Source organism: Aerosakkonema sp. BLCC-F183 (assembly GCF_041929145.1).
Lineage (GTDB): Bacteria > Cyanobacteriota > Cyanobacteriia > Cyanobacteriales > Aerosakkonemataceae > Aerosakkonema.
The window spans coordinates 1-21,703 of the sequence record NZ_JBHFNU010000015.1 but is presented as its reverse complement, the minus strand read 5'-3'; the positions used below and the strand labels follow the sequence as shown (position 1 = coordinate 21,703).

Below are 21,703 nucleotides of genomic sequence, written 5' to 3'. Positions count from 1 at the left end.
ACCGAAAAAAGCACTAACTATTTGTAGGGTGGGTTAGGTGCAAACGATAACTTTAAAACACAAAAAAGTAGTTGAATTCCCGCACCGTAACCCACCATATCACCAAATCTGTAACACATAAAACATTTGTCATCATCAACCCGAAAGAGCCGAAAAACTCAAACATATCTGCGTTCCGAAGCGTTCATCTGTCTTCATCTGCGGTAAAATTTTAACCATTGATTCCAACATAAAATTTTCACCGATGAGATAGCTCATCTTCCCATTGATTAAGCAAAACTTGATTTGCCTCGCTTTCGGATCGCTTAAGACACTCAATCGCTATACGACAGGCAACCGGATTGTTAGGGTAAACTTCCATAATTAACTCCACGGTACGACGCAGCCGCAATTTTTCTAATCGATCTTCTCTAGCTCCTATTCCCGTAACAATTGTAGCTCCTAGTAGGCATAACATAGGAGGAATGACGGGTATCCACCAACCCGCTAAGAAAGCTAAATACGAGCTGCCGATCAGGGCAGTTCCCGCCAGAAGGATATAGAGGATAAACTTTCCTAAAGAGGGCGATCGCCAAATTAAAATTACTCCCAGGCAAGACCAACTGCAAATCCACAACCATTCGATTGGGTCTGGCCAAACATTAATTAATGCTCCTCCAGAATGGGCGGCTGTAAGGATTTGGCCCAGAAAATTGGCTTGCAGTTCCACACTGGGAATAGGTTTGGATTTAACGAGATCCTTGGTGTAAGGAGTGTAGAAAAAATCCTTGAGGCTGCTGGTGGTGGAACCGATCAGGACGATGCGATCGCGCCCCCAATCCTGCGGTACTCTGTTCTTCAACACATCCATCATCGAAACCTTCCGGAAACTGGTCGATGGTTTGCGAAAGTTGCCCAAAATTTGGTAGCCTTCGTCATCCGTTCCCACATAGCCACCATCGTTGGACTCAAAGCTGCGAAACACCGCTTTACCCAGTTGCAGATATTCGGTATCCTTTGCTGTTTGAGGCTCAATGCCTTCAGCCTTGAGGTAAATAAACGCCAGCTGGAGGGCAAAACTGGTATGAGATTTGTTATCCACCCAGCAATACAGCAAGCTGCGACGTACTTTGCCATCGGCATCAACAACTACGTTATTGAAACCGATTTGTTTTCGCCGACTCAGGGCGGGCGGCGGTAGTACTCCAGGGCTATTTTTATAGTTGATGTTCTCAATCCCAACTATGTTGGGTATGTTTGTAAACGCCTTGTGTAATTCTGCATAACCGGGTTCTACGGGTAAATCCCGATAGATGTTCAAACCAATGGCGCGGGGTTTTTGGGAGTGCAATTTTTGCAGGATCTGGGCTATAACCCGATCGCGAATAGGCCAACCGTATTTCTGTAAATCCTCCTCTTCAATACTTACAATGACAATGCGATCGTCTATTGGTTGTGAAGGACGCAGGCGAAAAAATAGATCTAAAGCGGCCCATTCCGATGACTGCAATAACCCGGTCAGGCGGAGAAGAATTCCAGGGCTGGCAACGCATAAAGCTAGCAGTATCTGCCACCTTTGGCCAGCCCGTAGCTTTAATCGTTTCTGATTAGTTTTCTGTATAGCCCGAGTCAAAATATTATTTGCTTCTTCGACTGCTTCCTTAGCTTTTTTCTCAACCTCCAAAGCAATTTTTGCTTCTAGTTTTTCTAGTTTTCTAGCCTTTTTTTCTGCTTTTAAAGAACATTCTATTTCCTCCTTATCCAATTCTTGACTGGCAGACAAGAACTGATAATCGCGATCGCTCAAACTTTTGTTAGCTGCCCAAGCAAGTGCGTCCTGTAATGCTTGTCCCCTCAATAGGCGCGATTTATCTTGACAATCGGAACCTAACCAAGCTGTGAAAGTCTCTGAATAAGGTCGCAAAGAAGCTAATTCTTTCTCTACCCAACTAAAATTAAAAACCGACTCGTAAATGCGGTTATAAACTTTTAACAGTCCTTGTTGCCTGACGACTAAACCAGATAGCCGCAATTCCATTTGTTCCGGACTGTCATCTGCTGGAACTCCGCTTTGTTGTAAGATTTGCTGATACAGTCCCAGCAATCTACCCGCACACTGTTTGTTTCTGAGGAGACGATCGCGTATGGTTTTCAAATGTTCTGGTTCATCTTGCGCTTCCCAGCTTGAGATCATCTGCGATCGCACAATTTCCGCAACCCATTCTTGAGGATTATGAAGTGTAGATTTTGGATTGATGTTTGATTCTGAATTCAGATAAGTGAGTAGTAATTTACAGACCTTCTGAGTGAGAAATGGTTGCCCACCCGTCCACGCTAATACCTCTTGCAGAATTTCCTGAGAGTTTTCTGCTTTATTAATTGCCAATCCCTGTGCTAATGGCTGAACTTCGTGTAGATGAAAGCCGTTGAGTGCGATCGCCTTACCAATATTAAACGGTGTCCGATTTTTATCAAGAATCAAATCCGATGGCGTTGCTACTCCCAAAAGTGCAAAAGTGAGACGTTTGTATTTATTATTTTCTGCCCGTTTGTTATAACAAGCGCGAATAAACGCAAATAAATCATCTATAGGGAAGTGCAAACTGAGAACGCTATCGATTTCATCAATAAAAATAACAATATTTTCACTAACTGATTCTAGCAATATCTGTTCGATGAATTCGCTCAAGCGCTGTACCGGGGAAAGCAACTCGCGATCGCGCCACCAACTCCGCAAGTTGACTTGATCTGCCAGTTGAAAACTGCTTACCAAATTTCTGAGTACACCAGCGTACCATTGTTCCGGCGTAATTTGTTGAGTGCCGATCGAGGTAATATCGATCGCCGCACAGACAATACCCTCCAATTGCAGCCTACGCATAGTTTGCACCCGCAAGCTGGACTTGCCCATTTGCCGAGAATTCAGCACATAACAAAACTCAGCAGCTTTTAATGCTTCATAAAGGTCATTATCTGCCTGTCGCACAACATAGGTAGGGGCATTAATGGGCAGACTGCCCCCAACTTGATACTCGTAGGGTTGTTTTTGTGGGGCTACCATTTCCATTTTCGACACTGCGGGGCAAGGGTTTAGAAAATGAGCTAAACGGTATTTTTGTCAATACAATAGCTTACTTAAGTACTAATCTAAACCGTAATTGCGAAATTTGGTAAGGCGAGCGACTTTGACCCCTATGATCGAGAATGGGCAAAATACTAACTGTTTGATATGGCTACTATTTGGGAACTTGACTTTTATTCGCGTCCGATATTCGATGAGAACAAGAAAAAATTGTGGGAAGTGTTGATCTGCGAGAGTCCGTTGGATGTGAAAGACTCGTCGGAGTCCGCGTTCCGGTTTGCTAAATTCTGTCCGAATAATCAGGTAAACTCGGTATGGTTGCGGACGGCATTGGAGGAAGCGATCGCTCAATCCGGACAAACTCCCCAAAAAATCCGCTTCTTCCGCATCGCTATGAATAACATGATTACCAAAGCGTGCGAAGATTTGGGTATTGCAGCTTACGCCAGCCGCCGCACATTTAACATCAACCAGTGGCTTAACGAGCGGATGGAGGAAGTATATCCCCATTATCCCGGCTTTACACCAGTTGGCCCCAATCCTTCCGTGCAAGTCCAAATTCAACCTCCCCAACCTTTACCCGATGCTTTAATCGGACAGCGGTGGGCATTTGTGACTTTGGAAGCGTCAGCATTTGCGGAAATGAACGAATGGGAAATAGGCTTTAAGGAAGCTTTTCCTTTGCAGGCACGGGGCGTAACTGCGGATACACTTATTCCAGGTATAATATTTTTCTCATCGAGAGCGATGCCTTTGTCTGCCTGGATATCCGGTCTGGAACTGGCGTGCATTAAATTTGACCCAGGTAAGCAAGCGAGATTGCTGTTAGAAACAGGTGCGATCGATCGCTGGATTCTTGCTAATATCAAAGATGCCGCTACGGTTGCCGAAGCCAAAAAATTTGAGGAAGCTAAGCAGAAAGCACAAAATGTGCATTTTTTAGCAGTTCAGTCCGATCCTCAAGCAGAATCTTTTGCCGGTTTTTGGTTATTACAAGACCTCGATCTAGCGTAATTTTAGATTTAGGATTCTGGATTCAATCTAAAATTTAAAATCTAAAATCTAAAATCGTGTTATGGGTTCTGACAACTTGCAACCAGAGGCACTAGCAGAACAACTGCTGGAACTAGCAGCAAAATCGGGTGCAGAAGCGGCTGAAGTATATCAGTCGCGATCGCTATCGAAACCAGTCTTTTTTGAAGCAAATCGACTCAAACAACTGGAAAGCGCCCAAGCGGAGGGAACCGCACTGCGATTGTGGAAAGAAGGGCGTCCGGGATTGGCAGTTGCCTACGGGCCTGTGGAACCGAAAGCTTTGGTAGAAAGAGCGATCGCCCTTTCCGATCTTAACGAACCCGAACCGATAGAACTGGTGGCGGCCTCGATCGCAAGCTATCCGGATGAAGGAAAAGCAGTATCGGTAGATCGGTTAGTTGCTTGGGGAAAAGAAGCAATCGCCCTAATTCGAGACGCTTACCCAGAAGTGTTGGTAAGCGCCGAGTGGGAATGCGAAGTAGAAACCACCCGCTTGGTCAACTCCCACGGACTCGATCGCCAGCACTCGGATACTACCCTAAGTTGCTATTTAGGGGCAGAATGGGTGCGAGGCGATGATTTTTTGAGCGTATCAGACGGTCAAACCCAGCGCGATCGCCTCGATCCAGCTTCCTTGGCACAACAAATTTTACTGCGTCTGGATTGGGCGCAAGAGAACGTTGCGCCGCCGACTGGGAGAGTACCGGTGTTATTCACGGCCAAAGCAGCCGATATGCTGTGGGGCACCGTGCAAGCAGCTTTAAACGGTAAAATGGTGGTCGAAGGAGCTTCGCCGTGGAGCGATCGCCTCAGCTGCAAAGTAATTGCCGATATCCTCACCCTTTCCCAGCAACCAGCCAAAGGGCCATTTAGCTGCCCCTTCGACGATGAAGGCACACCTACTCGTTCTTTGACCTTTATTAGAAACGGTACTTTACAGCTTTTTTATGCCGACATCACCACCGGTCGGCGCTTAGGTAGCGGTACGACTGGGAATGGCATTCGTCCCGGACTGGGAAGCTACCCCACCCCCGGTTTGTTTAATTTGTCGATCGAACCGGGATCGGGGTCGATGCTGGATTTAATCGCCCAAATCGATGATGGATTGGTCGTAGATCAAATACTGGGAGGTGGGCCGGGAATTTCTGGCGACTTTTCCGTGAATGTGGATTTAGGCTATCGAGTTCAGCAAGGAAAAATCGTCGGTCGAGTCAAAGATACAATGGTGGCCGGTAACGTCTACACTGCCCTCAAACAAATTCTCACACTGGGAGGCGATGCCGAGTGGAACGGGAATTGTTACACGCCGTCCCTAATTGTGGAAGGTTTATCGGTAACAGGAAGAATCTAAATTTTAGATTTTAGATTTTAGATTTTAGATTGAAACGGCAAATGCCTTGAAAACCGGAAACTGTTGAATCCCAAAATCAACTTAATAATCCAAAATCAAAAATCCAAAATCCAAAATCGATTATGTGGCATCCTACCATTCCAAAGCGCCTCCGCCAGATATTGCGCCCCAGACGTCGCCTTGCGATCGCAGAAGCTTGCCTGATCGGTTTAGTTGCTGCTTTGGCATCGGTGTTGCTTAAAGTTGGCGTAGGATGGTTGGGCACTTTGCGGGTGCAAATCTCTGCCAATTATCCGCCGTACTTGATACTTCCCGCGATCGGACTTTGTTTCGGTACAATTGCCGGATTGCTGGTGGAACGCCTCGCACCGGAAGCTTCCGGGTCTGGGATTCCTCACGTCAAAGCGGCACTCGCGGGAGTACCGATGGATCTTTCTTGGCGAGTGGCAGCAGTTAAGTTACTCAGCAGTACGATCGCACTAGGTTCTGGGCTAACGGTGGGGCGGCAAGGGCCAACCGTACAGGTGGGGGCAGCTTTAGCCGGACAACTCAGTCGCTGGCTTCCCACTTCCCCGGATCACCGAAAACAGATGATTGCCGCAGGTGCGGGTGCTGGATTAGCGGCGGCGTTCAACGCACCTATCGCGGGTGTATTGTTTGTGGCGGAAGAACTTTTGCACGATGTTTCTGGCTTCACGCTCGGTACTGCCATCTTAGCTTCGTTTATCGGTGCGGTAGTTTCCCGAATATTGGGCGGTAGCAGCCTCAATCTCAATTCTTTTCAGAGTTCCGGGCCCGATCTCCATTCTACTGCTGTTCAAGTTAGTTTTTCGATGCCGGAGATTCCCTGCTATCTGATTTTGGGAGTTTTAGCGGGATTGCTGGCAGCAATATTTTGCCAGGGTATTTTTGTTAGTCTCAATTTCTACAAACGTACTCTGCGTATAAGTTTATCTTGGCGAATCGGATTGGCGGGAATGATTTCCGGTTTGGCGATCGCACTTTTGCCAGATGGCTTTCGCGATAACACGGGATTGCGAGAGTTCCTCCTCAACGGTAACGCGACATGGGAGGTGGCGACGATCGCTTTTACCGCTCAGTATATTTTGACTTTAATTGCCTTTGGGTCTGGCGCACCGGGAGGGCTATTCGCGCCCTCTTTAATTTTGGGGTCTTCTTTGGGTTATCTGGTGGGATTGTTCGCCAGCCATTTTTGGGGATTGGGTACGCCGATTACTTATGCTTTGGCAGGAATGGGGGCATTTTTCAGTGCGGTTTCCAAAGTGCCGATTACGGCAATTGTAATTGTGTTTGAAATGACAACCAATTTCGATTTGGTTTTACCGTTGATGATTGCTTCCGTTACTTCTTATCTAGTTGCAGAAGCGATCGCACCCAGATCGCTGTACGATCGTCTGCTGGAATGGAATGGCATAAACTTGGCCACAGAAACGCCCAAGGACGGCATTCTGACTGAGTTGAAAGCTCGCAACGTGATGCAGCAACGGGTGGAAACTCTCAGCAGTCAAATGACGCTGGATGAAGCCGTCCAAGCTTTTTCCCGCTCTCATCATCGCGGCTTTCCGGTGGTGGATGATGGCAAGTTGGTCGGTATCGTCACCCAAACTGATTTGGTGAAAATTGACCAACTTCAGTTATCTGGGGATGCAATCTTATCGAAAATCATGACGCCGCAACCGGTGACGGTTGGGCCCAAGGCTTCTTTGGCAGATGTGCTTTATCTGCTAAATCGCTATCAATTGAGTCGGTTGCCGGTGATTGAGGGTCGCAAGCTGATTGGCATTATTACTCGCGCTGATATTATTCGCGCTGAGGTAGACCGGATTGAAGGGAAAGGGGTAGGTTCTGGGCCGGAAGTATCTTATGTAGTGTATCAAACCCGATCGCCTGCTGTGGGGAAAGGGCGTTTGTTGGTGCCTTTATCCAATCCCCAAACTGCACCGAGTCTGTTGCGATTGGCAGCTGCGATCGCGAGCGATCGCGATTATGAGTTAGAGTGCTTGCAAGTGACGATCGCACCGCGCCACATTTCCCCGTCGGAAGCACCTGTGCGAACTGTCAAAAGTCGCCGTTTGCTGCGTCAGGCGGAAAATTTGGGACGCCAGTTAGGGTTGCCGGTTCACACTCAGGTGCGAGTTGCTCACGATGTCGCTCAAGCGATATTGGAAACTATTAAAAATGAGCATATCGATTTGATTGTTATGGGGTGGAATGCAGCTCCACCTACCGCAGGTCGCATTTTTGGCAGCGTTGTGGATACGATCGTTCGGCAAGCTGCTTGCGATGTGGTGTTGGTGAAGTTGGGCGAGTCGTCTTTTGTCACCGATCGGCTGTCATCGGTAAAATCAACAAATGACAAGTTCTGCAAGTGGTTGCTGCCAATGGCGGGTGGGCCGAACGCCCAAGCAGCTGTGGAACTGTTACCTTCCCTATGTACTATGTCGGATAAGTGTGAAATTAGGCTAATGCAGGTTTTTTTGCCCTCTAAGACGCAAATAAATACCAGGAAGCTGGAACAAGCTACGCAGTTTCTTCAGCGTAAGGTCGGCTGTGTTTGCGTCGCTGCACCTGTTTGTGCCAGTTCTGTGCCAGAAGCGGTGATCGATTTGGCCGAAAAGGAGAAATGCGATGCGATCGTGTTGGGTGCGAGTCGCGAGGGGATGTTGCAGCAGGCGATTAAAGGCAACATTCCGGAGGCGATCGCTCGCGGTTCCGATTGTACTGTCATTTTAGTCCGGGGTGCGATCGCCTAGCTGCATTCAAAATCAACTTTGTTTGACAATTTATTCTCTAAATTAGTTACTTTTTGTACAGTTATGTGATGATAAAACATAAACGTAAAAAGGCTCTCCTCTACTTAGGGCGCAAAATCCGCTTTTAGGAGCATAGGGCAGGGACCACGAAGCAATAATAAATCTCTCTTACACCAAGTATTTGAGCCAATTTATGAGTTTTATTTATCCCTTTAACTATGGAACGCAACTTGGTATAAGGTCGGCTTAGAAGTCATATCTCTGTAGATGAGGCTATGGACACCACAAAAACAGAAACAGATTGGGATCGAAATTTTTATGAGTGTCTTCCTTGTATGAGCTTCATTCTGGACTCGGCAGCAGTAATTTTACTGGTCAATCAGTTTGCCGCTTCTCGTCTGGGCTACACTCCTGAAGAGTTACAAAAAAAATCTATTTTCAATTTTGTTTATGGGGAAGATAGAGAGCAACTAAATTTAGAGTTTACTACCTTTTTTAATGTGGAGGTACAAAGGGTTAAGCCGCTATCGGTTGCTAGTTGGCAATGTCGTCTTGTCTGCCAAGACGGTAGTATTTTAGCAGTTAAAATCAGCGCTCGCACAGTACTGGGAAAAACATCCAATGAATCGATCGTTATTGTGTGTGAAGAAATTCCTCTACAAGCGGAAGAAACATTATCAAAAGAAATTTGTAAAATTCAAAAAAAATTAATTAATTCTCATTCTTTTTTTGAAGAAAATTTGGCCGAAAAGACTGCCGATTTAATGAGTATAAGTCGCGAAATTAAATATGATATAGCGGCGCGTCGGCAGACAAAAACATCTTTACACAAAAGCAAGTTGTTTTACCGTTATATTGTAGAAAAACAAACAGAAATAATCGGTTGTTTTTCCGATTTAGGTATTATTTATTTCGTAAATATTGCGTATAGCCGTTACTTTGGTATTAGCCGAAAAAAGCTAATAGGAAGCCACTTTTTAGCTTTTGTTCCTGATGAAGATAAGCAGAAAATTAAATATCATATTGGTTGTTTGAACTATAATAAGCCAACTGGAACGATCGAACATCGGGTGGTGCTGCCCAATGGGGAAATTCGCTGGCAAGAGCGGAGCGATCGCGCGATTTTCGATCGCGATAAAAAAATAATCGCTTTCCAGTCAGTAGGTCGGGATATTACTGAGCGCAAAATTGCAGAAGCGGCATTAAGAGAGAGCCAAGAAAAGTACCGAGTAATTTTTGATATATTTCCCATCGGCATTTCTCTAACCGATCGAACGGGTAAAACGATCGAATATAATCAGGCATACGAAAATATTTTAGGTAGCTCCAATGAAAATATTAATAGGCAGTTAATTGATGCTGAAAATTGGCAAATTCTTAAGAAAGATGGCACAAAAATATTGCTAAAAGAATTTGCCCTTAGCCAATGGCAAGAAAATAAAACTCCGGAAGACGTAGAAATTTGTATTTTAAGAAACCAAAATGAAGCCACTTGGATAAGTTTTAAGTTTGCTCCTATTCCACTAGAGAATTATGGGGTGGCCATCGCGCATATTGATATTACAGAACAGAAACAGACAGCAGAAGAAAGAGAAAAAACTCTTTCTTTGTTGCGGGCAACACTGGAATCAACAGCTGATGGGATTATCGCTTTTAGCTTGGAAAGAAAGCTTGTATGTCTGAATCAGAAATTTATCCAAATGTGGCAAATTACGGATACCATTATAGCAGGACATAACTATGAAGACTATTTACATTTTATTATAAATAGTATGAAAAATCCAGAAACGATGAATAAAAGAATTAGAGAATTGAGTAACCAATCAGAAGTCAAAAGTTACGACATTGTGGAATTAAAGAACGGGAAAATTTTTGAACACTATACTCAGCCGCAACTAATTGGAGAAAAAATCGTCGGTAGGGTGTGGAGTTTTCGCGATATTACTTATCAAGAAAGAGCAAAAGAAGCGCTGTGGCAGCAAGCGGAAGCAGAAAGGCTGCTTGGCAGGATGGCAGAGCGTATTCGCAGGTCTTTGCGTTTCGATGAAATTCTCAAGACAACGGCGACAGAAGTACGACAGTTTCTCGCAACAGATCGGGTAATTATATATCGCTTCCAGCCAGATTGGAGCGGTGTTGTAGTTGTAGAAGCTGTGGGTGCAGAATGGACGCGAATCCTCAATACCACGATCGCCGATCCCTGCTTTGGAGAAAGTATGGTGCGACTTTATCAAAAGGGTCGCACCCGTGCGATCGCAGATATCAACGTTGCTAATTTAATGCCGTGTCACTTTAATTTACTCGCCCAATTTCAAGTCAGAGCAAACTTGGTCGTTCCGATTCTCCAAGGCGAACAGTTATGGGGATTGCTAATTGCACATCACTGTAGCAATCCCAGAGAATGGCAGCCATTAGAAATCGATCTGCTCAAGCAATTGGCAACTCAGGTGGGTATTGCGATTCAGCAAGCAGAACTCTATCAACAACTAGAAACCGCAAATCAAACATTGCTGCGCCTCGCTTCGCTGGATGGGTTGACTCAGCTGGCAAATCGCCGCCGATTCGATGAATACTTGGAGCAAGAATGGCGGCGTCTCTGCCGCGATCGTCTGCCTTTATCGCTGATTATGTGCGATGTCGATTGTTTCAAATTATACAACGACACTTACGGTCATTTGGCAGGCGATTTGTGTTTGCAACAGGTCGCGGATGCTATTCGTCGTGCCGTCAACCGTCCAGTCGATTTAGTTGCTCGTTATGGCGGCGAAGAGTTTGCAGTGATTTTACCGAATACGACAGCTGAGGGTGCTGTTTTTATCGCACAAACTATCCGTGAAAATGTCAGCGCATTAAAACAAGTTCATACTGCTTCCTGCGTAAGCAATTACGTTACGGTCAGTTTGGGCGTCGCCAGTACGTTTCCTGATTCCGCTTTTTCTCCAGATCGGCTGATTGGGGCAGCTGACGAGGCGCTCTATCGCGCAAAGGCTTTGGGGCGCGATCGCTTTTTTCTTCACAATCTGGATTAAAGTTTTGCTCCCCCACTGTGCGAACTAGCGGATTTTTTGTATTGTAAATCACATTACTTACGTATATCGGCAACGTCACTTTACTAAAACTTCACAAAATTGACCGATCTAGGTAAATTTGATAAAAAATTGGTAAATTTTTACTATAGATGGATGCAGTTATTTATACATTTATACTAATCTAGATGCGAAAGCAAAAATTCAAGGTTAGCAAAAATACTTAAATAATTAGCGCTGAGGATGAAAAGTAAGCCATAATTATTCAGTAGATTTGGGTTTTTTAACTCAAATATATGGCCTATGTATAAAAGCTAACTTTGATATCTTGATTTTGCGAAGCTTAACTGCGGAGTAAAGGTATTTTCTTTTCAGAGAGTATCGATTTCAATAAGCGGAATTACTGACTACCATTTTTTTACGGAAAACTTGCAGAGGGAGTATGATACGTAATTTTGCGCTAGGAATGGTTTGTACGGGCGTAACTCTTTTGGGAGTTGTGACTGGGCCCGTTGCAGCAGCGACATTTAATTTAGGAAATTTGATCGATAGCAACGGTAGTTTCACAGTTGGTGATAAGCTTTTCAGTGATTTTACGGCCACGATCGATTGTCAGCCTGCGGTATGCAATCCGGCATTTGTGGGGCCGATCGATCCCGATTCCATATCGGTAACAACACTGGACACCGGTCTGGAAGGGATCAGATTTTCTGGGCCATTTTTCGCCGATGCGAACAACGCGATCGATGTGCTGATTGGCTATTCGGTAGAAGCTTTAGATCCGAATATGGCGATTAGCGATATTCATCTAGCTTTCAACGGTCAACCCATCCCTCCACCACCGATGGGCAACTCAAGAACGTCTGTGGTGGAAACGGTATTCGATCTAGATAATAATATTATTGGCCAGACGTTTGTCTCCAATCCTCCGCCCATACTTAACAATGCGATCGATCTCGATAAACCTGTAAAGAAGGCCAAAGTAGTTAAAGACATCCAACTCAAGGGTGGAACTACTGGAATAGCTACGATTTCTTTTATCGATCAGCGCGTCTCTCAAACTAAGGTACCAGAACCCGGTACAGTCGGTAGTTTGGTTCTGTTCGGCTTATGCGGTATGGGTCTGATCCTGAAACGGCAGCGAGAACAAAGTGTCAATTTGCGCTTAGGGGCTGTATCCAAGGATAACCACAACGTCATTAGCTAATTGAGAAGAAGAATACAGCGATCGCATTGATATCCTTGTGCAAAAATACTTGTGCAAAATATGCTGACCCATATTTTACACAAGTATTCGCCAATTAAGAGGGTTCCCCTCGTTCCTACTTCCTCTAGCAGCTTGTGGTGACGGAAATTTAATCGTTCCACTCACCACGGGGGGGTACTGGCGTTCGTTGCAGGGTGCGAGTTAGGTCATCATCTCGCCGATCGCCACCTTTGAGCCATTGTCTGATGGCCGATTCAATCACCTTGCTGGGGTCATTCGTGAGGTGCTGAATTTGATCGAATAAATCTGAATCCAAGTGGATATAAACTTCCACCTTATCATTTGAGCGATGGGTATCTAGGACTGGTTCTTTCATTTGCAATACGATATTCTAATCGATAACGGTGGAGACCGCAAAACGCGATTAAATCAATCTGCACTGACTGCCTTGTGGGTGGCAGTTTTCAGCAATTGCTATTATGCAGCGCCTATTAATTTTTTGAACTACTTTGCCTTTTATTTAATATTGTACAATATCAATTGGAAAACTGTTACAACCAAAGCTTTTAGTATAACGCATGAACCAATAAATTTACCAAGTCGTTAAATTGTGTCAATTTTTGTGTCAGCCGATCGGCCCTGGATTGCCTGTAGCGCAGGGAATGTCAGAAAGCGATCGAGAACAAAACGCGATCGGCTCTGAAAACATTAAAATATCTTAAGAAAGCTGTATTACCTTTGTGCTGCGATCGCCGATCGACCTTAAAGAGAACTGTATGACTGATGTGCCCGTTGCTCGCATTCGCAATTTTTGCATTATCGCCCACATCGACCACGGCAAGTCTACCTTGGCCGATCGTCTGTTGCAAGCTACCGGAACTGTAGCCGATCGGGATATGAAAGCACAGTTCCTCGATAACATGGAGTTAGAACGAGAACGCGGTATTACCATCAAGCTGCAAGCAGCTCGGATGAACTACAAAGCTAAAGATGGGCAGCAATACGTTCTCAATCTCATCGATACCCCCGGTCACGTCGATTTTTCCTACGAAGTCTCCCGCTCTCTCGCTGCGTGCGAAGGCGCTCTGTTGGTGGTGGACGCCTCCCAAGGTGTAGAAGCGCAAACTCTGGCGAATGTTTATCTAGCATTAGAGAATAATCTCGAAATTATCCCGGTTTTGAATAAAATTGATTTACCCGGTGCGGAGCCGGAGCGGGTCAAGAAAGAAATCGAAGAAATTATTGGTTTGGATTGTAGTGGAGCGATTTTAGCTTCCGCGAAAGAAGGAATCGGGATAGACGAAATTCTGGAATCGATCGTACATTTGATACCCGCACCGCAAGATACAGTATCGGAACCCTTGCGAGCGTTGATTTTCGATAGTTACTACGACAGCTACCGAGGCGTAATAGTTTACTTCCGGGTGATGGACGGTACGGTGAAGAAAGGCGATCGCATTCGCTTGATGGCTACTGGGAAAGAATACGAAATTGACGAGTTAGGCGTCCTTTCCCCCAACCAAATTCAAGTCAGCGAACTGCACGCCGGAGAAGTAGGCTATGTGGCGGCGGCAATTAAAGCTGTGGAAGATGCCCGCGTCGGCGATACAATTACATTGGCATACGAACCAGCCGCCGAACCTTTACCGGGATACGCGCAAGCCAAACCGATGGTATTCTGCGGGATGTTTCCCACCGATGCCGATCGATTTCCAGATTTGCGAGAAGCTTTAGAAAAATTAAAGCTCAACGACGCCGCTTTATCCTACGAACCGGAAACTTCCAGCGCAATGGGATTTGGTTTCCGCTGCGGATTCTTGGGTTTGCTGCACATGGAAATTGTGCAAGAACGCCTGGAGAGAGAATACAATCTGGATTTGATTATTACCGCTCCTTCTGTAATTTACAGGGTAACACCTGTTAAAGGAGAAATTCTCTATATCGACAATCCCAGTCATTTACCAGACCCACAGCACCGGGAGAAAATCGAAGAACCCTACGTGCAAGTCGATATGATTACGCCGGAAGAATACGTCGGGACTTTAATGGAATTGTCTCAAACTCGGCGCGGCATTTTCAAGGATATGAAATATCTCACCCAGGGAAGAACCACATTGAGTTACGAACTGCCTTTGGCGGAAGTGGTGACTGACTTTTTCGATCAAATGAAATCTCGCTCTCGCGGATATGCGAGTATGGAATATCACTTGATCGGTTATCGGGAAAATCCCCTGGTGCGTTTGGATATTTTAATCAACAACGATCCGGTAGATTCTTTAGCGATGATTGTCCACCGAGATAAAGCTTACAACGTGGGTAGAAATTTGGTAGAAAAACTGAAAGAATTGATTCCCCGTCACCAATTTAAGATACCACTTCAAGCTGCGATCGGCAGTAAAATAATTGCCAGCGAACATATTCCCGCATTGCGAAAAGATGTGTTGGCAAAATGCTACGGCGGCGACATTTCTCGGAAGAAGAAACTGTTGCAAAAGCAAGCTAAAGGTAAAAAGCGCATGAAAGCGATCGGTACTGTAGATGTACCCCAAGAAGCTTTTATGGCTGTTTTGCGTTTGGATAAAGAATAAATTGTTTTTGGTATTGGGTAGTGACAGAGGGAAAAGGGAAATTCTCTTCTCCCTCTTTTTTTTGGTATCTTTCTGCTTGTTTCATATTATGTCCCCTAGCATCGGGTGCATAAAAAAATGCGTCCCTATTTGCCTTCATCTGCGTTTATCTGCGTTCATCTGTCTTCATCTGCGGTAAAAATTTAACCCCAGATTCCCACAGATAATCTTGAGCATCAGTCTTACACTACCGATACACCGCACACGATATTAGTGGTTTGAAATGAGTCTGCGACGAAAATCTTCTTTGTCTCTGTGTGAATGTTTCAATCCCTGAAAGGGATTTTGGTGGTTTGAAATGCGAACAATTAATGGAGTGCAACAAAGATGCAGAGTTTCAATCCCTGAAAGGGATTTTGGTGGTTTGAAATGGCAACATCCTCAAACCCAGACAGTATGAAGTTTTCAAGGTTCGTTTGCGACTGACAAGATAAAGAATACCATTTCAGGAACGGGCTTGTAAAGTAGGTGTCGAAATTTTTTCGTAAAAGCCAGTATTGACAAGGCTTCCAGAGACGCGACTAACACCTTTAGCACCCAAAACCGTCAAAACCTTAGCCAGCAAAGATTTCAGCCAAAATTCAGACATTGCCAAATCAAACACCCCCTGGTAGTCGCACCGATACCGCTGGGCCAGAGCAGAGGATAGCGACGATCGATCGCGATCGTACCCTGAAAACATCAGCACTATCCACCTTAACCGGGAGGAGAGGGGGGGCAGGGGAGCAGGAAAAAATTCTTAATGAGTGACTTTTGACTTTTGACTTTTGACTTTCCCGACGCCCTAGACCCTCCCGCGAAATAAAATTTTATAAAGACTTATGAAAAAAATCAACCGATTTTGCTGCATCAGAGTAAAGATTTGATGAATCGGGTTAACAAAAGTCGCCTTTTGAGGGATTCTTTGCTAACTTGCTAGTTGTGCCACGACGCTTTCATCTCCGGGAAACAGTAAAATGTCCCAAAGTCTCATCCAAAAATGTCATAAAACGGCAATTTCATCAGAAGCATCTCAACAAGAATGGAATATCAGCAGACCATAAAGGGTGCAAGCCAGTTATATTTGTAACGGCGGTATTTACTGCTTGACAAAATGTATCGTTTGTTAAAAAATTATGAGAATTTTGGTCACTGGTGGTGCTGGGTTTATTGGTTCGCATCTGATCGATCGCCTCATGGAACAAGGACATGAAGTGATTTGCTTAGATAACTTTTATACAGGCCACAAGCGAAACATCCTCAAATGGCTCGATCGTCCCTACTTCGAGTTACTCCGCCACGACATTACCGAACCGATTAGGTTGGAAGTGGATCAAATTTATCACCTCGCCTGTCCCGCTTCCCCCGTGCATTATCAATTCAACCCCATCAAAACAGTCAAAACAAACGTGATGGGAACAATGAATATGCTGGGATTGGCAAAGCGCGTGCAAGCAAGGTTTCTACTTGCTTCTACATCAGAAGTATACGGAGATCCAGAAGAGCATCCCCAAACAGAAGAATACAGAGGCAATGTCAATCCTATCGGGATTCGCAGTTGTTATGACGAAGGCAAGCGAATCGCAGAAACATTAGCGTTTGACTATCACCGAGAAAATAATGTAGAAATTCGCGTAGCCCGAATTTTTAACAGCTTGACAGGCGATCAAAAAGTGATTTATTATCAAGGCGATCGGCTGCAATACAAAACATTTGCCGAATGCTACGATGAAATTCACGGCGATATTTCTAACGTAAAAGTACCTTGCTTTGATACCAATGCTAATGTGGTCTTAAAACCAATTTCCGCCATTTGGAAGCACAAGGTAACAAAAAGAGGATTTACTATCTCGACAACTTGGGGCAAACAAGTTAAAATCACAGAAGATCACAGCTTGTTTGTAAGGGATGAAAGAGGCAATCCCAAAGCGGCTTTCGGCAAAGACTTAAAAATAGGTGACGAAATTGCCGTACCACACTACATTCCTACGCTAGAAAAAGAACTCCAGCCTTTCTACATTACAGACAAAATACCCACCCAAAGGCTGTCAATACACAGCGAAGATGTCATAGGATGGCTGGAAAAATCTGGTGACAAAGTGCGGAAATATCTTTGTGCCAAAGGAATAAGCCCTCGCCAGTACTATAGCAAAATCAAAAAGTTTGAAGCAATTAACCGCTTGCCAGTAGAACTTTGGAAATATTTGGAATTACCATTATCGCCGAAGGACAAGATTGGCACGTCTAGCTCAAACAAACTGGTGAAAAACTACATTGAAAATGTAGAAGCCCTGTTGTGGTTCTTGGGATTTTACCTGGCAGAAGGGTGCGTGGTTCACAAAAACAAAGACTACCAGCTTTTGTTCAGTTCCAATGTGAAGTACTTGGAAAAACTGGTACGCACAGTCGAAGAATTATTCGGCTTAACTTGCCAAATTACAATGCCAAAAACGAAAGGCAGAGCGCCAACAGTCCATATCCGTTCTAAAATTATTGTGGATTTGGCGATCGAAGCATTTGGATTCGGCAAAAAATTGAGTACCGAAAAAGATATTCCCAACTGGATTTTGCAACTACCCAAAAACCAACTGGTTCATTTTTTACAAGGCTTTTGGGAAGGAGACGGCAACCACGACGCCAAAACAACTGGTTCGTCACTGATATTCAACAGTTCCAGCCAATCTATCATCGAAAAACTGACATTAATTTTGGCTAAATTCGGCATAATTGGCAGCGTATCAGAGTTTTACACCACGGTACGCAAAGGAGACGATCGCCAGTACAAATCCTACCGCATTACAGTGCAAGGATTGGAGAATTACTCGATTTTAGACTTGGCAGACGTTCAACAAACTTTACAAGCGCGAACCACTGGCAATATTGCCTGGGCAAAAGTCAAAAGTATAGAAGCTTTTGAGATCGATGATTGGGTTTACGACTTTTCAGTCCCCGAACTGGAAAACTTTATCGGCGGCACATACTGTATATTCTGTCACAACACCTATGGCCCTCGAATGTTAGAAAATGACGGTCGCGTCGTCAGCAACTTTATAGTTCAGTCACTGCGGGGTATCCCCCTGACGGTGTACGGGAACGGTTCCCAAACGCGCAGTTTTTGCTACGTTTCCGACCTAGTAGAAGGTTTGATGCGGTTGATGAATGGCGATCGCACCGGGCCGATCAATTTGGGGAATCCCGACGAATACACTATTCTAGAACTGGCTCAGAAAATTCAGCAAATGGTGAATCCAAATGTTGAGATTAAGTACGAACCGCTACCGCAAGACGACCCCCGCAAGCGGCAACCTGACATTACAAAAGCGAAGACGTGGCTGGGATGGCAGCCAACGATACCCCTGGAAGCAGGACTGAAGCTAACAATAGAAGATTTTAGGGCTCGCATCGATAACTCCGAAGCATCAACAGTCAGCTAAACAAGGAATATAGGGTATTTGCTTCGGGATGATAGCGATCGCCAACTAACTTTTGGGTACTATACATCAGGGAAGAATCAGAACACAGGAGTAGAGTACATCACCGTAAGTTAGCAACATACCCTACATTCTCTACCCAAAAAAATTTTCCATATTAGCGGAAAGCTAATATAACTCTGTTTAGTCATTCACTTTGAGGATAAGCACAATATGCGCGTTTGCGTTATAGGTACCGGATACGTTGGTTTAGTTACAGGCGTTTGTTTGGCACATACCGGTCATCATGTGATCTGCGTAGACAACAACGAAGAAAAAGTTAAGTTAATGAAAGCCGGACAATCGCCGATATTTGAACCGGGATTATCCGAATTGATGCAATCTACGTACCAGAACGGATTGCTGGAATTTACCACCGATATCGCCGCAGGTGTCCAGCACGGAGAAATTTTATTCATCGCTGTGGGAACGCCTCCATTGCCAACAGGGGAAAGCGATACCCGCTACGTAGAAGCAGTTGCCCGTGGCATTGGGGCGAATCTCAACGACGGCTATAAAGTAATTGTAAATAAATCTACCGTGCCGATCGGATCGGGCGACTGGGTACGCATGATCGTCATGGACGGTATCGCCGAACGCCAAAAAGTGCTGGTAGGCGCTGGTGGTGTGGAAGCAGCCGTACAAAAAATCGCCGCCGAATTCGATGTCGTCAGCAATCCGGAATTTTTGCGGGAAGGGTCGGCAGTTTACGATACCTTTAACCCCGATCGCATCGTTCTGGGCAGCAACAACCAGAAAGCGATCGATCTGATGAAACAACTATACACCCCCATCATCGAGCGTAAGTATGCCGAAAATTCCTCTTTACCGCCAGTACCGGTAGTGGAAACAGACATCAACTCAGCAGAAATGATCAAGTATGCCGCCAACGCTTTCTTGGCAACCAAAATCAGCTTTATCAACGAAGTGGCCAATATTTGCGATCGCGTCGGCGCTGACGTTACCCAAGTCGCCAAAGGTATCGGTTTAGACTCCCGCATCGGCGGCAAATTCTTGCAAGCTGGGATTGGTTGGGGCGGTTCTTGTTTCCCCAAAGATGTCTCCGCCCTCGTCCACACCGCTAAAGATTATAACTACACAGCCGAACTTCTCGAAGCAGCTGTGAAAGTCAATCAACGTCAGCGTCTGATTGCTGTCGATAAACTGCAACAAGAACTGAAAATACTCAAGGGTAAATCCGTCGGTTTGTTGGGTTTGACTTTCAAACCGGATACCGATGATATGAGGGACGCCCCAGCGCTGAATATCATCGAAGAACTCAACCGTTTGGGGATGAAAGTCAAAGCTTACGATCCGATCGTTTCTCAAACCGGTTTGCGTCACGGTTTAAGCGGCGTAATTGTCGAAACAGATCCGGAACGTTTGGCAGATGGTTGCGATGCTTTGGTACTGGTCACAGAATGGGATCAGTTCCGCACTTTAGACTACGCCAAAATGGCTAAATTGATGAATCATGCCGTCATCATTGACGGTCGTAACTTCCTCAATCCCAAGGAAATAGAAGCCGCAGGATTCCGTTATGTAGGAATTGGCCGATAAGGGAATTTTAGATTTTAGATTTTAGATTTTGGATTTTGGATTGAATTCAATTGGAAATCTGAAATCTGAAATCTAAACTCTACGAGTCTGCGATCGGGCAACAAAATGCCAGATTAATCCAATTAAAATCAAGCCAATACCTGTTAACCAAATCTGCCTTTCTACCCAGAAAGCTAGAAACAAACAAGCTGCCAAACCCATCCAGGCTAAATATTTAGGATAAAGCCGTTCTTGGGTTGGCAGCTGCAACGCTGCTAAATTAGTAATCGCGTAATAAATCAAAACTGTAAAAGCGCTAAACGACCAGGTGGTTTTGACATCTCCAATCAAAACTAAACTAGCGATCGCAATTCCCACCACCAACACAGCCGCATAGGGTGTCGTCCCACCCCGATCCAAATTTGCTAACATTCCCGGTAAATCTCCCCGCCGTCCCATTGCCAACACTACGCGAGACAAACCGAGAATCAAGTTCAGCAACACGCCCAGCATCGCCGTCATCGCACCAACAGCTAAGATCTCGGTAGCGCCCGGAATGCCAAAATTGCGAGCTGCCACTTCCAAAGGTGCAGTTACCCTACCCAGATTATCCGCACCCGCAGCGAGTACGGCAATTATTGCCACCGCAGTATAAAGCAGCATCGTTATCGCCATTGCCACAATAATTGCTTTGGGAATAGTGCGGCGCGGGTCTTTTGCTTCCTCTCCCATTGTGGCGATGCGTCCGTATCCGGTGTAAGCAACAAACATCAAAGCGCTGGCGTGGAGAACTGTCGAAATAGAACCTTTGAAGAAAGGAGTGAAATTATTTACACCAGTAGTTGCTACTTTTGGCAATCCTGCCAGCATAAAGAAACCCAAAGATAGCAGGGTTACTGACACAATAATAATATTGGCAAGATTCGATCGCTTAATGCCGCTAAGTACAATTAAAGTCAAAAAAAGTACAGTTACCAGAGCGATCGGCACCAGAAAGCGAGAAGATGGCAGTGCGTTCGCGACAGCGATACGTAGCATTATCGCATTTTGCAAATAGCCAGCAAAACCCAAAGCCGCAGTTGCCGCAGAAGCAGTCTTTGCGACCAGAAACATCCAACCCGCCGTGAAACCCAACCAAGGCGTGAGATACTTGTAGCCGTACTCGTAAGTGCCGCCGCTGACTGGATGACTGGCAGCTAACTGGGCGCTGTTGAGAGCATTAAATGTCGCCACAAAAGCACCAATTATCACCGCCAGAATTACTGCTGGGCCGGCAATACCCGCCGCCACACCGATACTGACAAATACCCCAGTGCCAATAATCGAGCCCAGCCCCATCATAGTAGCGCCCAAAACGCCCAATTCTCGTTGTAACTGCGGTGGTGCGGGTGCCGAATTTGACATTTAACTAGGGGCTAGGGATTAGGGGTTAGAGACTAGCTAGTTCGTAGGTTGGGTTGAGGTACGAAACCCAACTTACCGAAAATAATGGGTCTAAAGCCCCGCCCCTTCAGGGCGGCTTTCTTTATAGGCGCTATACTTATACCAGAACTACTGGCGTAAGTATGTTGGTATTTGAGGCAAAACTTGAAGGAGAAAAGCAGCAGTACGAGATGCTTGATGAAGCCATTCGT

At 45.3% G+C, this 21,703-nt stretch carries 11 protein-coding genes and 2 pseudogenes; 9 read left to right on the top strand and 4 right to left on the bottom strand.

The window, feature by feature from the left end; translation table 11 throughout:
• Positions 1-238 precede the first annotated feature (238 nt).
• Positions 239-3,040 (bottom strand): CHASE2 domain-containing protein, encoded by a 2,802-nt coding sequence (locus tag ACE1CD_RS02390; protein ID WP_374821327.1) that lies wholly within the window; start codon positions 3,038-3,040, stop codon positions 239-241.
• A 168-nt stretch (positions 3,041-3,208) separates the two neighbouring features.
• On the opposite strand from ACE1CD_RS02390, the gene ACE1CD_RS02385 reads away from it, so the two are divergent.
• The 5 genes from ACE1CD_RS02385 to ACE1CD_RS02365 all read left to right on the top strand — a co-directional run bounded on the left by ACE1CD_RS02385 (position 3,209) and on the right by ACE1CD_RS02365 (position 12,454).
• On the top strand, positions 3,209-4,075 hold the full coding sequence (locus ACE1CD_RS02385) for a Tab2/Atab2 family RNA-binding protein (RefSeq protein ID WP_374821324.1): 867 nt from the start codon (positions 3,209-3,211) through the stop codon (positions 4,073-4,075).
• Positions 4,076-4,136: 61 nt separating this feature from the next.
• On the top strand, positions 4,137-5,447 hold the full coding sequence (locus ACE1CD_RS02380; RefSeq protein ID WP_374821321.1) for a TldD/PmbA family protein: 1,311 nt from the start codon (positions 4,137-4,139) through the stop codon (positions 5,445-5,447).
• Between the two features lie 122 nt (positions 5,448-5,569).
• A complete protein-coding gene (locus tag ACE1CD_RS02375) occupies positions 5,570-8,221 on the top strand; it encodes a chloride channel protein (protein ID WP_374821318.1) in 2,652 nt (883 codons plus the stop codon).
• Between the two features lie 275 nt (positions 8,222-8,496).
• Positions 8,497-11,250, top strand: a complete 2,754-nt coding sequence (locus ACE1CD_RS02370) for a diguanylate cyclase domain-containing protein (RefSeq protein ID WP_374821316.1) — start codon at positions 8,497-8,499, stop codon at positions 11,248-11,250.
• 439 nt (positions 11,251-11,689) lie between these two features.
• Positions 11,690-12,454 carry a PEP-CTERM sorting domain-containing protein gene (locus tag ACE1CD_RS02365; RefSeq protein WP_374821313.1) on the top strand — a complete coding sequence of 255 codons (765 nt, stop codon included), beginning with the start codon at positions 11,690-11,692 and terminating at the stop codon, positions 12,452-12,454.
• 148 nt (positions 12,455-12,602) lie between these two features.
• On the opposite strand, the gene ACE1CD_RS02360 is transcribed toward ACE1CD_RS02365, so the two are convergent.
• A complete protein-coding gene (locus ACE1CD_RS02360) occupies positions 12,603-12,830 on the bottom strand; it encodes a hypothetical protein (protein ID WP_374789539.1) in 228 nt (75 codons plus the stop codon).
• A 400-nt stretch (positions 12,831-13,230) separates the two neighbouring features.
• On the opposite strand from ACE1CD_RS02360, the gene lepA reads away from it, so the two are divergent.
• On the top strand, positions 13,231-15,042 hold the full coding sequence (gene lepA, locus ACE1CD_RS02355; protein WP_374789541.1) for a translation elongation factor 4: 1,812 nt from the start codon (positions 13,231-13,233) through the stop codon (positions 15,040-15,042).
• Positions 15,043-15,526: 484 nt separating this feature from the next.
• Here lepA and ACE1CD_RS02350 read toward each other — a convergent pair whose 3' ends face one another.
• Positions 15,527-15,763 carry a hypothetical protein gene (locus tag ACE1CD_RS02350; protein WP_374789543.1) on the bottom strand — a complete coding sequence of 79 codons (237 nt, stop codon included), beginning with the start codon at positions 15,761-15,763 and terminating at the stop codon, positions 15,527-15,529.
• Between the two features lie 433 nt (positions 15,764-16,196).
• Between ACE1CD_RS02350 and ACE1CD_RS02345 the strand changes: the two are divergent.
• From ACE1CD_RS02345 to ACE1CD_RS02335, 3 genes and pseudogenes are all read left to right on the top strand, one after another.
• Positions 16,197-18,053: pseudogene (locus ACE1CD_RS02345) on the top strand (GDP-mannose 4,6-dehydratase); the annotation flags it as partial.
• Positions 18,054-18,056: 3 nt separating this feature from the next.
• Positions 18,057-18,494, top strand: a pseudogene (locus ACE1CD_RS02340) (GDP-mannose 4,6-dehydratase); the annotation flags it as partial.
• Between the two features lie 210 nt (positions 18,495-18,704).
• Positions 18,705-20,090, top strand: a complete 1,386-nt coding sequence (locus tag ACE1CD_RS02335; RefSeq protein ID WP_374821310.1) for a UDP-glucose dehydrogenase family protein — start codon at positions 18,705-18,707, stop codon at positions 20,088-20,090.
• A 72-nt stretch (positions 20,091-20,162) separates the two neighbouring features.
• Here the strand turns inward: ACE1CD_RS02335 and ACE1CD_RS02330 are convergent, their stop codons facing one another.
• Positions 20,163-21,473 carry an APC family permease gene (locus ACE1CD_RS02330; RefSeq protein WP_374821307.1) on the bottom strand — a complete coding sequence of 437 codons (1,311 nt, stop codon included), beginning with the start codon at positions 21,471-21,473 and terminating at the stop codon, positions 20,163-20,165.
• Positions 21,474-21,703: the final 230 nt, after the last annotated feature.

Coding starts and splice junctions, on each gene's coding strand:
- ACE1CD_RS02370 (WP_374821316.1), top strand. CDS start 8,497: ATGGACACCACAAAAACAGAAACAGATTGGGATCGAAATTTTTATGAG.
- ACE1CD_RS02380 (WP_374821321.1), top strand. CDS start 4,137: ATGGGTTCTGACAACTTGCAACCAGAGGCACTAGCAGAACAACTGCTG.
- ACE1CD_RS02350 (WP_374789543.1), bottom strand. CDS start 15,763: ATGTTTTCAGGGTACGATCGCGATCGATCGTCGCTATCCTCTGCTCTG.
- ACE1CD_RS02335 (WP_374821310.1), top strand. CDS start 18,705: ATGCGCGTTTGCGTTATAGGTACCGGATACGTTGGTTTAGTTACAGGC.
- ACE1CD_RS02365 (WP_374821313.1), top strand. CDS start 11,690: ATGATACGTAATTTTGCGCTAGGAATGGTTTGTACGGGCGTAACTCTT.
- ACE1CD_RS02390 (WP_374821327.1), bottom strand. CDS start 3,040: ATGGTAGCCCCACAAAAACAACCCTACGAGTATCAAGTTGGGGGCAGT.
- ACE1CD_RS02330 (WP_374821307.1), bottom strand. CDS start 21,473: ATGTCAAATTCGGCACCCGCACCACCGCAGTTACAACGAGAATTGGGC.
- ACE1CD_RS02360 (WP_374789539.1), bottom strand. CDS start 12,830: ATGAAAGAACCAGTCCTAGATACCCATCGCTCAAATGATAAGGTGGAA.
- ACE1CD_RS02375 (WP_374821318.1), top strand. CDS start 5,570: ATGTGGCATCCTACCATTCCAAAGCGCCTCCGCCAGATATTGCGCCCC.
- lepA (WP_374789541.1), top strand. CDS start 13,231: ATGACTGATGTGCCCGTTGCTCGCATTCGCAATTTTTGCATTATCGCC.
- ACE1CD_RS02385 (WP_374821324.1), top strand. CDS start 3,209: ATGGCTACTATTTGGGAACTTGACTTTTATTCGCGTCCGATATTCGAT.